A 14,116-nucleotide genomic window follows, 5' to 3' on the forward strand; every position below is an offset into this window, starting at 1 on the left:
ACCGTTCTTAAAAGGCGTTGCCCTGCAATACATTCGAATTGATTACAACGTAAAATACGGTAATGACTTTGGTGAAGACCGTTTATTCGTCAATTACACCAAAAAGTTTTAATTAAAAAATACCCCCTAAATTTAGGGGGTATTTTTTTATCCTAGTTTATTGACCAATCTTAACGGCAAAACTTTCATGGCAATACTCATTGGTAGCCATGGCCACTGTGGTACATACGCTTTTACAGGTTGTTTTTCGATAGCTTTAACTAAAGCTTTACATCCTGTTTTGGCATCTACCTCAAATGGTAGATGTTTAGCACCCTCATTTATTTCAGTACGAATGTAGCCCGGGAAAATTGTTGAGACTTTAATTGGTGTATCCAATAATTCAGCACGAATACCCTCAGCCAAGTGAGCGACCGCAGCTTTACTTGCCGCATAAGTCGATAAATGTTTTGGTAACCCACGCATCGCACTCATGGACGACATCACCACCAAATGACCAGCGTTTTGCTCTCTAAAAATTTCAGTTGCTGCCTCACACTGCGCTAAAGCAGAAATAAAGTTTGTTTCAGCTGTGACTCTGTTAATTTCAAAATTACCTTTACCAATACGACGGCCATTTCCGACTCCCGCATTTACAATAATTCGGTCTAAATAGCCAAACTCTTGTTTAAAGGCGCGAAATACTTCAAAAACCTGATCGTAATTTGTAACGTCCAGACTTTTTGCAATTACTTTTATACCGTACTGATTTTCAAGTTCAGTTTTTAAAGTTTCCAATCTGTCTAAACGGCGTGCACAAATCGCTAAGTTATAACCTTTGGCTGCAAATTCATGCGCCATACCCGCGCCTAAACCAGAACTTGCGCCTGTAATTAAAATTGTTTTTGCCATGCTTTTATCCTTATTTTAAATCCATGTCAGTAAATCTGGACGCTCAGCTTTTATAAAATGATGTTCATTTAAACTCAAAACCTGAGCTTCATTTCCAACCAAACGCAAAGTCGTGAGGCTTGTATTCGCAATTGCCCAATTTAAGGCAAAAGTTCGATTAGGACTGAGTTCAAGTAGTTTGCCAATAGCTACAGAAATTACACCACCAGAAGTAAAAACAATTGCATAGCGAGGTTTGGTTTTTGCTAACTCATCACAAAGTTGTTGCAATGCTGTTTCGACTCTTTCTTTAAAATGTGGCCAAGACTCATCATATTCATGATGAAAATCACCATCTGTCCATCGTCCAATGGCACCTTCGAATATTTTTGCAAGATATGCACGAGGGTTTTGTTCTTGCGCCACGTCAGCTTTTAACAGTTCAGGCTGTTCAAAACGCGGCTCATAACGGGCAAAAACCTGTTGATGGTTAAACTCATTCCATAAATTATTATGATGAATTACCGCATCTGGAAAGCATTCATTTAGTGCGAGCTTTGCAGTCTGCTCATGGCGCTGCATAGTTCCTGCAACCACATAAGGTTGTTCTTTCAATATTTGCTTAAAATATTGACCTAATAAAGTCGCCTGAGCCTCACCATTTTCAGACAGCTCATCATAGTTACTTTTACCAAATGATGCCTGTCCATGTCTTACCAGATAAATTGTGGTCATCTTCTTAAAATACCCTGTATTTTCTGTAGAGATTGCTGAGCAAATTCAGATTCTTGCAATTTTTGCTGTGCGATAAGTTTTAAAGCTCGAATATGTAGTGCATGAATCACTATCCAGAAATCTTTAAATGCAGGATTTCGGGTTTGTTTATGGTAATAACGGTAATAGATTTGCTGGGCAATCACTGCTAAACGGAATACCCCAAACACTTCATAAAAAGCCCAGTTTTGAGGCTCCAATCCTGTTTTTTGCAAATAATAGTCAACGACTTCTTTTCGAGAGAACATTCCCTTTAAGTGAGTCGGCTGACGGCGTGTTGATCTAAAAATCATGTTATCCGTTGGCTCAACCCAATAGGCCAAAGCACTGCCCAAATCCATTAATGGATCACCTAAGGTCGCCATTTCCCAATCGAGCACACCAATCACTTCTGTTGGATGTTCTGGATCTAAAATCACATTATCAAAACGCCAATCATTGTGAATAATACAAGTCGTCGAGTCTTGAGGGATATTATCGTTTAGCCATTTTCTAACATATTTAAATGATGGGACGTTGATTGTACGGACTTTTTCATAGCGCTTATCCCAACCTTCAACTTGTCTACGGCAATACCCCGTACCTTTGCCTAGTTCAGCTAAAGGCGTGTTCTCATAAGGAACTTGATGTAGCTCAATCAGCTTATCAACAACATTTACACAAAGCTCATGAACATCTTCTTCATTAAAGCCAAGTTCAGGCGGTAATTTTGCACGAGGAATAATTCCTTCAATGCGTTCCATGACATAAAAATCACAGCCAATGACCGATTCATCCTGACAAAGTGCCACCATTTTAGGAAGCACGGGATAATAAGGCGCAAGATTTTTTTGCACCATATATTCACGGGCCATATCGTGGGCCGACTTCGCTTTTGTTCCTTTTGGAGGACGTCGTAAAATTAAATCGGTATTTTCATACTTTAAACGATAAGTCCAATTCGACGCCCCACCTGTATATTGAGTAACGACTGCTGGACCAACCAACTCAACACCTTGGTTTTTTAACCAGTTTTCAACTGCCCCAATATCAAGTTCTTCACCTTCACGTACTTCACCGCCTACATCAATTACCGACATCTTTATTTCCTTTAAACTTATACTTTCTTATGACGACCGAAATAACCACGTTTGGCCAACTCTAATTTGGCAATCATGCCTTTATGTACTTCATCTGGACCATCAGCTAAACGTAAACTGCGTGCCTGAGCAAAGAAACCTGTTAATGGTGTGTCTCTTGAAAGGCCCGCACCGCCATGTAGCTGAATCGCCATGTCGACTACTTTTTCTAAAACACTCGGAGCCACTACTTTAATTGCAGATATTTCTGTTAAAGCAGCCATATTTCCTAAAGTATCCATTTTATAAGCAGCATACAAGGTTAAAAGTCTAGCTTGATCTATGGCTACTCGCGCATCGGCTACACGTTCAAGGTTTCCACCAAGTTTTAAAATTTCTTTTCCAAACGCCGTTCTAGACATACCTCTATCAATCATGAGTTCTAGCGCTTTTTCAGCAGCCCCGATACAGCGCATGCAATGGTGAATACGCCCCGGCCCTAAACGACCTTGTGCAATTTCAAAACCTTGCCCCGCTCCACCAATAAAGTTTTCAAGAGGCACTCGAACATTGTTAAAGTGGACTTCACCATGTCCATGTGGTGCATCGTAGTCACCAAACACAGGTAACATCCGTTGAATTTCGACACCCACCGTGTCAATCGGTACTAAAACCATAGAGTGTTGATGATGGCGGTCTTTGGTTTCGTCTGGTGTATGTGCCATAAAAATAATGACTTTGGCATTTGGGTCACCTAAACCAGACGACCACCACTTTTTGCCATTTAAAACAATTTCATTACCATCTATAAGCGCAGTCGCTTGCATATTGGTTGCATCGCTTGAAGCAACACCGGGTTCAGTCATACAAAAAACCGAACGAATTTTTCCGTCCAATAAAGGCTGTAACCATTGTTGTTTTTGCTGTTCACTGCCATAGCGCCATAACAATTCCATATTTCCTGTATCTGGTGCATTACAGTTAAAAACGGTTGGTGCCAATAAGCTACGGCCAGTTAATTCAGCTATGTGCGCATATTCTTGAACAGTTAACCCTGCACCCAGCTTTTCATCTGGTAAAAACATATTCCAAAGACCAGCTTGCTTTGCTTTAGATTTCAAAGTTTCTAAAAGCTCGGGCCACTGCCACTTTTTCCAGTTTCCATCTGGATTTAACTCGTGAACTTCTTCCCAAAATTTTGCTTCGACAGGTTCTATTTCTTCTAAAATAAATTTTCTTGTTCGCTCGGTAAAATCCTGAGCTTTCTTGGAGAGTTCAAACATTCTTTTTCCTTTACATCATTATCTGGTCTTTACATCAACATAACTTGAAACTTAATATGAATGAAATGATTTTATTAAATAACACCTCATGAATAATATTCATAACCTACATGGTCTAGACTTAGGTTTTTTTCACCGAATTGATATCAATTTATATCCGCTATTTATCGCGATTTATGAGCAAAAAAGTATTTCAAATGCAGCAAGCAGTCTCAATATTACACAGTCAGCAGCAAGTCATGCTTTACAACGATTACGCCAGCAACTTGAAGATGATGTATTTATACGAGTAGGCAATAAAATGTCTGCAACGCCTTTTGCAGAACAGATTTATCCAACTGTTAAGCAAGCACTTTTAACGATTCAAAATATTAGCCAACAGAAACATGTTTTTGATCCAACCAGTTTAAAAAGCTTAAAAATCGCCGTTCATGATGAGATTGAACCGATTATTCTTCCTAGACTTGCTCAACATTTTCAAAATCTTAATTTAGATTTGCAGTTTGTCAGTATGAAGCTAGATCGAAAACATATTATGGCGGACTTGGCGACGCAGCAGCTTGATTTCGTGATTGACCTAGAACAATATTTATCTCCAAAAATTACCTTTGATCATTTGGTAACAGATGAGTTCGTCATTTGTAGTCAACTTAAAGAAGTCGATTTATCTCGTTATATTAATGGACGACACATTGGTGTTTCATCACGCCGTACGGGTGCCTTACTTGAAGATATTTATTTAAACCAACATCAAAAAATTTCAAGAAATGTATTTATGCGCTGTCAAAACTACTCAACGGCGTTACAAGTTCTGGCGGCTCAAGCCAACGCAATATTGACCATGCCTCGTATGATTTTGCAGCATTTATCTTATAGTCCTGAAATTTGCTTACATTCTCTGCCTTTTGAGATAACCAATATTAAAATGGGTATGTTTTGGCACGAAGATTTAAGGGATAATTTAAGACATCAATTTTTGCGACATGAAATTATTAAACTTTTTCAGTAAAGCAAATTGATCTACTAAGCTTCTATCGTACAAGGACCAGTAATGAGTAAAGATGAACGGATAATCCAGAATCAGGACAACAAAAAAACGATTCGTCATGAAGATTACATTGCTGGCATCGGTAAAGGCATGGCGATTTTAGATAGCTTTAGCAGTAATCAACATCGTTTAAACATTTCTATGGCGGCTGAAAAAACCGGACTCACCCGAGCGGCAGCAAGACGTCATTTATTAACTTTAGAATATTTAGGTTATCTTGAGTCAGATGGCCACTATTACTATCTAACTCCCAAAGTTCTTAAATTTTCAGGTGCTTATTTGGGCGCAGCTCAGCTTCCGAAAGTGTCTCAGCCTTTACTAAATCTTTTAACTAACCAAACCTCTCTCATTTATTCAGTGATGGTACTTGATGGTTATGAAGCCATTACCATTGCTCGTAGTGCTGCCCACCAACAAACCGATCGTGTAAATCCATATGGCTTGCATTTGGGTAACCGCTTACCTGCTCATGCGACATCGGCGGGTAAAATTTTACTGGCACATTTAAGCCAAGAAGAACAATTAGATTGGCTCCAAAAATATCCTCTTCAACGTCTAACTAAATATACACATGTCGAAAATGATAAATTTTTAGAGTTACTACAAGAGATTCGAGAACAAGACTGGTGTTATTCACGTGAAGAACACGAATTAGGCGTTCATGCGCTCGCCGTACCAATTTATGGACAAGACTTTAAAGTTGTTGCAGCTTTAAATATTGTCTCTCCGACCATGAAAACAACTGAAGAATATTTAGTTCAACATATTCTGCCTTTATTGCAAGAGACTTCGCGGGATTTGAGACAAGTTCTTTAAATCTTGCTTAGGCTATTTTCATAAGATAATTTTATCATTTGCTTAGGCTATTTGGATATCTAAAACGATCGAAATGAATGCTTAAGCTATTTCTAGAAGTAGTTGAAAGGAATTTTCAAATAACGAATGCCGTTTGATTCTGGTTCCGGAAAGTTTCCGCCGTTCATATTAATTTGAATTGAAGGCAGAATTAATTTTGGCATTGCCAAAGTAGCATCTCTTTCTTGACGCATTTTGATGAATGAGTCCTTGGAAACTCGTCGATTTAAATGAATATTGCTTTGCTTTTGAGTTTTAATATCTGTTTGACAGACATATTCATCGCGGCCTTCGGGCTTATAGTCATGGCATAAAAACATGCGCATGTTGTCAGGAAGTGTATAAAGTTTTTGTACCGAATCATAAAGTGCAGCAGCACTTCCCTTAGGAAAGTCGCATCTGGCCGAACCATAATCGGGCATAAATAGAGTATCTCCCACAAAAACAGCATCGGCAATCACATAACTCAAGCAAGCGGGTGTATGCCCTGGTGTAGGAATGTTATAGGCTTCAATATCCCCTATTTTGAAATGTTCATGATCTTCAAATAAATAATCAAAGGGCTGATTTTCATTGAATTTCTTAAAATCAAAATTATAAATAGCGGAAAATGTTTCTTGTACTACCGAGATTTTTTGACTAATTGCGATGTCACCGCCCAATTTAGATTTTAAATATTGGGCAGCAGTCATATGGTCTGCGTGGACGTGGGTTTCTAAAATCCATTGCACTTTAAAGTTTTGCGCCAAGACATAATCGACAATCAGATCAGCATTGGTTGTTTTTGTAGTGGCTGAAGCTGCATCGTAGTCAAGCACGCTATCAATAATAGCGCATTGACGAGTCGCTAAATCCGCAACAACATAGCTAAAAGTATTGGTGTTTTCATCAAAAAAATCTTTTACTAGAGGTCGTTGCATAGGTTTAATTTCCTTTATTTAAGACTCGGTAAATAAACATTCCTAATAACATTGCCACAATAAAATAAAGCGCTTCAAAATGTCCTAATCCAATAAGTGTTAAAGCGGGCGCTGGACATATGCCTGCTATTCCCCAGCCTATACCGAAAATAAAAGCACCAACAATTAACCTTTGGTCAATCTGTGTATTCATTGGTAATTGAATTTTCTCATTAAAAAGCGTTTTAGGACTTTTTATAGCCTTTTGAAATGGAATAAATGCCACAGCAATTGCGCCTAACATCACAAACATTAAGCTGATATCCCACTGCCCAAAGATATCTAAAAAACCTAATACTTTTTCAGGATTCGACATGCCCGAAATCATTAAGCCTAATGAAAACAAACTACCAAATATAAAAGCAAAAATGTTTTTCATAGGATTATCCCAATACATGACGAATGATATAAACGGTTAACATGCCAGCAAACATAAAAACTGCTGTCGCTATCATCGAGCGTTTTGATAGCCTGCTCATACCACAAATGCCATGGCCGCTTGTACATCCAGAGCCTAGCCGTGTTCCAAAACCAACGAGTACACCTGCTAAAATAAGTGCAAATGTATTGGCTTTAATTTCAATTTCAGGCTGATAAAAATAACCATATATGAAAGGTGTAATCACGAGTCCTGCAATGAACCAGAATGCAGAACTTTTAAAAGTATCTTTAGTAGGATTAATGATTTGAGCAAGCAATCCACTAATTCCGGCTATACGACCATTTATATATAAATATCCAACTGTTGCGATGCCGAGTAATAAACCACCAAAAAAGGCATAGACAATATTTGACATATAACCACTCTTAACAATATATGTTTTTATAATCTGTATTATACGCTGATTCTTTTAGAAATACTTAATATAAAACTTTTGAGTTTATAATTCTTCTTAACAAGAAAAAGCCCCAAGGTTTTGGGGCTTTTGTCATTAAATTAGATCTTTAATGCCTAATTGTTCAGGTAATTTTTCCATGACCTTATTCAATCTAGTATTTGCCGGAGAGATACAACCTGTGTAATGGCTTAATTTTGTTTCCGTGCCATTTGGTTGAATCCATGAAATGTAATAGCTAGACATGTCAGTTGCCGTTTGCTGACAACCCGCAGTTTTAGACTGTGTACCTGTTTCAGGACGATAAGCTTTTAGATCATCTGCAAGTTTTTTATAGTCTTTTACGCTACCTTGAATTTCTTTAACACCGATAGCTTTAGTGTATTGCTTGCCTTCAAAACGGATTAAACCTGTAGGTGTTACTTCTACAGAATAGATTGGGCATGCGCCAAAGCATGGACTAGAAGCATAACGAATTGTCTCTTGTGTATTCGGTGCTTGCTGAACAGAAGCACAACCCATCAAAGCTAAACCAGATAAAGTTGCAAGAACCAAAAATCTCATCGTATCACCTATTATTATCAAGTGGCTTTAATTTATCAAATCATACACTTCTTGTCATTAAAGACTATTTTTTGTGATTGTTTTCATCAATTCATATATCTTATTGCTTAGGCTATTTTTATAAAAATTAAATATTATGATCTAAAGAGCATAAAAAAAGGCCCATCTTGCGATGAGCCTTAAGCCAATAAAAGCTTAAATTCCTGAAATACAAATTATTACTGGGTAGTAATAACCTGCGATGACCATTCTAACGTAATGCTATAAATTATATAAATATAATATAAATATATATTTACGCTGGTTTTTCCAGCAAAAAAATCCGACTTTTAAGGACTAAAAAGACAATAATGTTTATTTCTAATTAAAATTCACAACCTTAAGTTAAACAAAACTTAATAAACAAATCGGTTTTATTTATAGGTAAAACATTGTGAAAAATATCTAATCATTCGGCCATATCTACGGTTCAAGCATTCTGAATCTTAAGAATATTTTAGGTTTTGCAATGAGTTAAAGCACTTTTTTACTATTTGGTAAATCTATCTAGTTAAAATAATAGAATTTACCATAGCACTTTAATATAAAAAACATATTAAAATTAAAGGCAAAAGAGAATTACTCTCTTTTGCCTTATTTAATTATTGTTCTAAGCTATAAGCGATTACATAATCACCATGATCAGGAGACTGTCGAGCTCCGCCTGCCGTAACAACCACAAATTGTTTACCTGTTTTCGGTGAAACATAGCTTATTGGAGTTCCTTGGCTACCTACAGGCATGCGTGATTTCCACAGTTCTTTACCTGTAGATGAATCAAATGCACGTAAGTAGTAGTCCTGTGTTGCAGCAAAGAAAACCAAGCCACCTTGAGTTGCCATAGGTCCACCAATTGTTGGCATACCGATCGGTGCTTTTAAGCCCATTTTGATACCCATAGGTCCTGTGTCTTCAACCGTACCCAATGGGACTTGCCATGCGACTTGACGAGTTTTCATGTCAATTGCAGTCATAGTACCAAATGGTGGTTTTTGACAAGGAATACTTAAGGCAGACATAAAGCGGTTTTTATTCACTTTATATGGTGTACCTTTCATTGGTACAGCACCCATACCTGTATTTACTTTTTCACCGCCACTCGCCTGAATCTTAATATCTTCAGGAGTTTGTTCCATTAATTGAACCCATAAACCAAGGCGCATATCGTTCACGAACATATAACGATGAGTCGGATCAAAAGCAATGCTACCCCAGTTCATGCCACCCAAAGAACCTGGGAAGCTTAATGAAACGTCAGTACCCGGTGCAGTAAATAGACCTTCGTAACGCATTGATTTGAAGTTAATACGGCACATAAGCTGATCAAACGGCGTTGCCCCCCACATATCCGATTCAGTTAAAGTCTGATTACCAATTTGAGGCATTTCAACTGAACGTGGTTGAGTTGCACTATATTGCTCACCCGGAATATTGGCAGGCTTAACTGGCTGTTCAATTACTTTAGTCAGTGGTTTACCCGTTACACGGTCAAGCACAAAGAATTGACCTGATTTAGTTCCAATCACAACAGCAGGTTTAGTCGTACCATCTTTCAATGGGAAATCAACTAAACTTGGTTGCATTGGTAAATCGAAGTCCCATAAATCGTTATGAACAGTTTGATATACCCACTTTTCTTTACCTGTTGTCGCATCAAGTGCCAAAACAGAAGTATTGTATTTATGATCTAACGGATTACGGTTACCACCCCAAATGTCGACAGATGAGCTACCCATAGGTAAGAACACCGTATTCATTTGCGGGTCATATGACATTGCAGCCCATGAGTTTGCCGAACTACGTTTATAAGTTTCACCTGGTTTAAGAACATAGTTAGGATCTGGATTACGTGCGTCAAATGCCCAACGAAGTTTGCCAGTAATGACGTCATAACCACGGATAACACCGCCCGGCATATCTGCTGCTACGTTATCGGCAATACGGCTACCCACTACAATGGTTGTTCCAGCAATAGTTGGTGCAGAAGTCACTTCAAAACGTGGAGCTTTAGTTCCAGCTCCCAGACCTTCTAACAGATCAACCGTTCCATTAACACCAAAATCAGCACAGCGCTGACCGTTATCTGCATTGACTGCAATTAAACGACCATCAGGTGTATTGGTATATAAACGGCGTGGGCATGCTGTATTGGTTGCAACTGTGGTTACTGCATTTGCACCAGCCAAAGTTGGTTGTACAAGTGGCTTGGTCGAATCAAAGTATGCAACCCCACGGCAACGTTCCCAAGCATCGGCTTTAGAGTTCACTTCAGCTTTCCAGAGTTGTTTACCCGAGTCAGCATCTATCGCAAAAATGTTGTTATGTGGCGTACATAAAAAAACTTTATTTCCAACTTGTAGCGGGGTCATTTGGTCTTCAGCACCATTACCACTACCTGTTGTAAAATCACCTGTTCTAAAACGCCAAGCTTCTTTTAGTTTATGAACGTTATCTCGGTTAATTTGATCGAGAGCAACAAAGCGACTACCACCTGCATCATTTCCATAATTTTCCCAATTCACCTGTTTTTTTGCAGGGTCAACTGGTACTAAAGGCAGCTTTTCACCTGAACTTGCTACTGTTGGATGCGGTTGGAACATTTGATAGAACGCAATCAACATACCAACAACAACTAACCCACCCACTGCATAAGATGAAGAGGCCAAGCTAGTTTGAAATTGGTAACGTCGAATTGAAGGCAAGGTAAATAACAATGCGGCAAAAAGACCGGCAGGAAACATTAACCGTGAAAATAACGGCCAGAATTCCCATCCTGCATCAACAAATGACCAAATGACTGTGCCAACAAAAACAGCCGCAAAAATCCAGACACCAAGTGCCTTTTTACGAAAAATACTAAATGCAGAAATAGTAATTAACAGTCCTGCGACTAGGAAATACCAAGACCCACCTAATGAAACTAGCTTGCCACCGCCTACGATGTAAAAAACACCAGTAGCCAATAAAACTAGGCCTAATAGAAAACACCATATTTTGAATAAGATATGAAACTTAGAATCTGACTCAGACATAGATCCTACTCCACATATACTGAACACAATAGTTCAAGCATTTGGGCCAGTTAAACTATGTCTAACCAGCCATCAACATTGTTAAAAATTGACTTTAACGCTTAAGCCCGCCACCCAAGCATCATCGACCGCTTTTACACCAGCAGGTTGATGGATATATTGAATGTTTGGACGTAACATAACGGCCGGAGACCATTGATAGGTATAGTTCAATTCGACATTTAGCTCGTCGTCTTGAATTGGAATATAGTCAGATGCGATCGCATCATACCTATAATATCCACGGCTTTCGTTTGTTGCGATTTGCTTATCTTTAACACGATCATTGACCAAATAATTGGCAATACCAAAGCCAATCGAATCATTTGGACGGCTATCAAATGGCCCTTTATACCAAAGAGCAAGTTGTTGGGTGCTTTGAACAAAGGTCGTTGCCTTATCATTTACAACGCCATTAAAACTTACATATAAACCGCGTTTCGGATCTTGGCCGTTATTCGTCAGTTGTTGTTGTGCATTAATCCAGAAACTTTGTTTTCCATCATGAACTTTACCCGCGGTTTTAATATCATTCGCTTCTGCGGTTGAGTACAGCGCACCTACTTTATATTCACCCGGTAAACCATTAAAAGCAGCAAGTTTTGGTTTCCATGCGAGCTCAACTGGTATGGTTGCACCCTTCACGTTGTTCATATCCAGATTAAAACCATCACTATTTGATTCGGTTTTAATGTTGTCTGGATTTACTTCATAAACACCGATACCCAAAGTCCACTCAGGCGCAAATTGATATTTAACGTTTGCAGCCCAAACACCAACTGGTGAGTTGTACCAAATTGAACCAATTGATTTTCCTAGCTGCCCACCGCAAAGCAATAAGTTCTGAAACTCACATTGAGAACTATTAAAGTCTTCTGACATGCCCATACGGCCAACTTTGGCCTGTATAGTATTATCAACAAAGCCTTTCTTTACCCATGCTTGAGACAGACGCCAGATTTTACCGCGGCCATAAATCTCTTGAGCATTACCTAATTGGCTAGAACGCGGGTCTTTAATACGCTCCAAAGTAAGCGCATTTCCGTCACGTTTAGTCACGACCAGGCTCGCTGTTGTATCTTTCCACCCAGCAATCTTTTCTAAATCGAAGTTTGCACCTAAAGAAAGCTGCGCAGCATTTTCAAAAGTATTGCTGTCGTTGTAACCACCATCTAAATTTGTGGCACTTTGGCTCATAATAGAAGCTGTAAATTTATAGCCCTGTTGTTCTAGCTGCTGACGTTCACCATTCCAGTCACCTAGCAACCATTGACGGTCTTGTGACCAAGGCTCATTAGCAAGTGCAAATTGACTGCCTAATACTGCGATTGTTACCACACTCAGTTTCATTATATTTGGCATTTCAAGTCCCTTTTATCATTTCTATATTTCTATGCTGCGCCTCAGTTTGAGGCGCTTCCCTTATTGTTATTATTTAGTTTGTACGGCCGAACTAAGCTCAGACGTCGCTCCAAAACGATCAGTGACATTCGCTGTAATTGAAGCAACTTTGAGAGTTGGCTTCCAATTCGCTTTTGCATTGCCTTCGGCATCTGTAGCAACGGTAACCGCTCCTAAATATTGCTCAGCTTCTTTTGATGCCGCATTTTGATTTCCAAAGAATTCAACTTGATAGCGTTGGTTTGGTAAACCATTAATTTCTACAGCAACTGAACCTTTAGTAGCGGTTAACTTAGGTGCTTTAATGCCCTGATTCGGCTGAGCATTACAGTTTTGTTGATTTGGTTGAGTACATGTTTTTTGTTGCTTAGATGGATCCACAACTACGCCACCACCACGAGAACCGACAAAACCCTCGTGTTCAAGTGCAGGTACACCAAATACAATTGCACCTAAACGCTGATTTGGTACACATGAACCACCCGCTTCACAGCGTTTAATATCTTTACCATTGTCCCAAATCAGGTTTTTAGTCAATGTAATTTTTGCATTTGCATCTTTTTCCGAACGAATAGCAACACCAATACGGTTACCATGCACTCTATTGCTATCAAGAATATTGCCATCGCCTGTCATGTTGAAACCAATCGAGTTATTGGTCATTTCGTTGTAGGCAATATAGTTACGCTTACCCCAGTTAATCTGTAAACCATCCGAGTAGTTTTCGAATTTATTACCGACTACGGCATTGTCATTACCCCACAAAATTTCAATACCTTGTGATGGCTCGGGGTTCGCTTTCGTTGAAACAAAATGGTTATTTGCAATTAAGTTAAACGCAGCGCCACGGGTCAGTTCTAAACCATCACCATTGTCTTGGAAGATATTGTCTAAAACTTTGTTGTTATTGGTCGTGGTTGCTGTTGGGTTACCTTGCCCGTCATCACCAGTAAGCATCACACCAGCACCGCCATAGTTATTACTAATCCGGTTATGTTGAATCAGGTTATTGCTTGAACGGTTAACCAAAACACCAATACAGAAACGATGAATGTCTAAACCTTTTAAAGTGACATTGTTGACGTCACGTAGTACCAATCCTGGTAAAGTCATGGTACGTACATTAGTTCCATACTGTTCAGGGTTCGCACCTGGGCAAGCTTTTGCCCCTTCGCCTTTAATGTAATTTGATCCATCAATTGCGATGTATTCACCAGTTTTATCCCACTGGGTACCAATAATTTTGACAGGAGCTTTAATTTCAGGAAGTGCGCTATTTAATTTAATCGCATAAGGTGCTTTGCCTACCGCCTGAATCAAGATCTCGCTCGCTTCGCTTGAATTTGCATTGGCTTGTT

General features: G+C 38.9%; 14 protein-coding genes. 3 read left to right on the forward strand and 11 right to left on the reverse strand.

Going from position 1 to position 14,116, the window contains the following annotated elements:
* Nucleotides 1–112: hypothetical protein (locus UC75_RS22530; RefSeq protein WP_416202206.1), on the forward strand; the 112-nt coding region annotated here is incomplete at its 5' end.
* A 35-nt stretch (nucleotides 113–147) separates the two neighbouring features.
* Here the strand turns inward: UC75_RS22530 and UC75_RS04330 are convergent.
* Genes UC75_RS04330 through UC75_RS04345 form a run of 4 tightly spaced genes read right to left on the reverse strand, consistent with a single transcriptional unit; the run spans nucleotide 148 to nucleotide 3,985 of the window.
* Entirely contained in the window at nucleotides 148–891 is a 744-nt protein-coding gene (locus UC75_RS04330) for an SDR family oxidoreductase (protein WP_049836827.1), read from the reverse strand.
* 15 nt (nucleotides 892–906) lie between these two features.
* Complete coding sequence (locus UC75_RS04335) at nucleotides 907–1,605, reverse strand: histidine phosphatase family protein (RefSeq protein ID WP_049836828.1); 699 nt, start codon at nucleotides 1,603–1,605, stop codon at nucleotides 907–909.
* The gene (locus UC75_RS04340) at nucleotides 1,602–2,723 is read right to left on the reverse strand and encodes a phosphotransferase family protein (RefSeq protein ID WP_049836829.1); all 1,122 of its coding nucleotides are present in this window, start codon (nucleotides 2,721–2,723) and stop codon (nucleotides 1,602–1,604) included. The genes UC75_RS04335 and UC75_RS04340 overlap by 4 nt, the downstream gene beginning before the upstream one ends.
* A gap of 17 nt (nucleotides 2,724–2,740) precedes the next feature.
* Complete coding sequence (locus UC75_RS04345; protein WP_049836830.1) at nucleotides 2,741–3,985, reverse strand: acyl-CoA dehydrogenase family protein; 1,245 nt, start codon at nucleotides 3,983–3,985, stop codon at nucleotides 2,741–2,743.
* Nucleotides 3,986–4,073: 88 nt separating this feature from the next.
* Here UC75_RS04345 and UC75_RS04350 point away from each other — a divergent pair, with 88 nt between their 5' ends.
* A complete protein-coding gene (locus UC75_RS04350) occupies nucleotides 4,074–4,994 on the forward strand; it encodes a LysR family transcriptional regulator (protein WP_049836831.1) in 921 nt (306 codons plus the stop codon).
* Between the two features lie 42 nt (nucleotides 4,995–5,036).
* Nucleotides 5,037–5,849 (forward strand): IclR family transcriptional regulator PcaU, encoded by an 813-nt coding sequence (gene pcaU / locus UC75_RS04355; protein WP_000030964.1) that lies wholly within the window; start codon nucleotides 5,037–5,039, stop codon nucleotides 5,847–5,849.
* 92 nt (nucleotides 5,850–5,941) lie between these two features.
* Here the strand turns inward: pcaU and UC75_RS04360 are convergent, their stop codons facing one another.
* From UC75_RS04360 to UC75_RS04390, 7 genes are all read right to left on the reverse strand, one after another.
* Nucleotides 5,942–6,808: an MBL fold metallo-hydrolase gene (locus UC75_RS04360; protein ID WP_049836832.1), complete on the reverse strand. Its 867-nt coding sequence runs from the start codon at nucleotides 6,806–6,808 to the stop codon at nucleotides 5,942–5,944.
* A 4-nt stretch (nucleotides 6,809–6,812) separates the two neighbouring features.
* On the reverse strand, nucleotides 6,813–7,226 hold the full coding sequence (locus tag UC75_RS04365) for a DUF6691 family protein (RefSeq protein WP_049836833.1): 414 nt from the start codon (nucleotides 7,224–7,226) through the stop codon (nucleotides 6,813–6,815).
* 4 nt (nucleotides 7,227–7,230) lie between these two features.
* Complete coding sequence (locus tag UC75_RS04370; protein ID WP_049836834.1) at nucleotides 7,231–7,644, reverse strand: YeeE/YedE family protein; 414 nt, start codon at nucleotides 7,642–7,644, stop codon at nucleotides 7,231–7,233.
* 135 nt (nucleotides 7,645–7,779) lie between these two features.
* The gene (locus UC75_RS04375; protein WP_081399304.1) at nucleotides 7,780–8,238 is read right to left on the reverse strand and encodes a DUF6438 domain-containing protein; all 459 of its coding nucleotides are present in this window, start codon (nucleotides 8,236–8,238) and stop codon (nucleotides 7,780–7,782) included.
* Between the two features lie 650 nt (nucleotides 8,239–8,888).
* Nucleotides 8,889–11,318, reverse strand: a complete 2,430-nt coding sequence (locus tag UC75_RS04380) for a glucose/quinate/shikimate family membrane-bound PQQ-dependent dehydrogenase (RefSeq protein WP_049836835.1) — start codon at nucleotides 11,316–11,318, stop codon at nucleotides 8,889–8,891.
* 81 nt (nucleotides 11,319–11,399) lie between these two features.
* A complete protein-coding gene (locus tag UC75_RS04385; protein WP_049836836.1) occupies nucleotides 11,400–12,719 on the reverse strand; it encodes a carbohydrate porin in 1,320 nt (439 codons plus the stop codon).
* 69 nt (nucleotides 12,720–12,788) lie between these two features.
* Nucleotides 12,789–14,116, reverse strand: a 1,328-nt coding sequence (locus tag UC75_RS04390; RefSeq protein ID WP_228137085.1) for a right-handed parallel beta-helix repeat-containing protein, incomplete at its 5' end; no start/stop codon positions are given.

Source organism: Acinetobacter sp. V2, assembly GCF_001188385.1.
In the GTDB taxonomy this organism is placed as follows: domain Bacteria; phylum Pseudomonadota; class Gammaproteobacteria; order Pseudomonadales; family Moraxellaceae; genus Acinetobacter; species Acinetobacter oleivorans.

Excerpts from the sequence above, each read along its gene's own strand:
- UC75_RS04330 (WP_049836827.1), bottom strand. The coding sequence starts at position 891 with ATGGCAAAAACAATTTTAATTACAGGCGCAAGTTCTGGTTTAGGCGCG.
- UC75_RS04335 (WP_049836828.1), bottom strand. The coding sequence starts at position 1,605 with ATGACCACAATTTATCTGGTAAGACATGGACAGGCATCATTTGGTAAA.
- UC75_RS04340 (WP_049836829.1), bottom strand. The coding sequence starts at position 2,723 with ATGTCGGTAATTGATGTAGGCGGTGAAGTACGTGAAGGTGAAGAACTT.
- UC75_RS04345 (WP_049836830.1), bottom strand. The coding sequence starts at position 3,985 with ATGTTTGAACTCTCCAAGAAAGCTCAGGATTTTACCGAGCGAACAAGA.
- UC75_RS04350 (WP_049836831.1), top strand. The coding sequence starts at position 4,074 with ATGAATAATATTCATAACCTACATGGTCTAGACTTAGGTTTTTTTCAC.
- pcaU (WP_000030964.1), top strand. The coding sequence starts at position 5,037 with ATGAGTAAAGATGAACGGATAATCCAGAATCAGGACAACAAAAAAACG.
- UC75_RS04360 (WP_049836832.1), bottom strand. The coding sequence starts at position 6,808 with ATGCAACGACCTCTAGTAAAAGATTTTTTTGATGAAAACACCAATACT.
- UC75_RS04365 (WP_049836833.1), bottom strand. The coding sequence starts at position 7,226 with ATGAAAAACATTTTTGCTTTTATATTTGGTAGTTTGTTTTCATTAGGC.
- UC75_RS04370 (WP_049836834.1), bottom strand. The coding sequence starts at position 7,644 with ATGTCAAATATTGTCTATGCCTTTTTTGGTGGTTTATTACTCGGCATC.
- UC75_RS04380 (WP_049836835.1), bottom strand. The coding sequence starts at position 11,318 with ATGTCTGAGTCAGATTCTAAGTTTCATATCTTATTCAAAATATGGTGT.
- UC75_RS04385 (WP_049836836.1), bottom strand. The coding sequence starts at position 12,719 with ATGCCAAATATAATGAAACTGAGTGTGGTAACAATCGCAGTATTAGGC.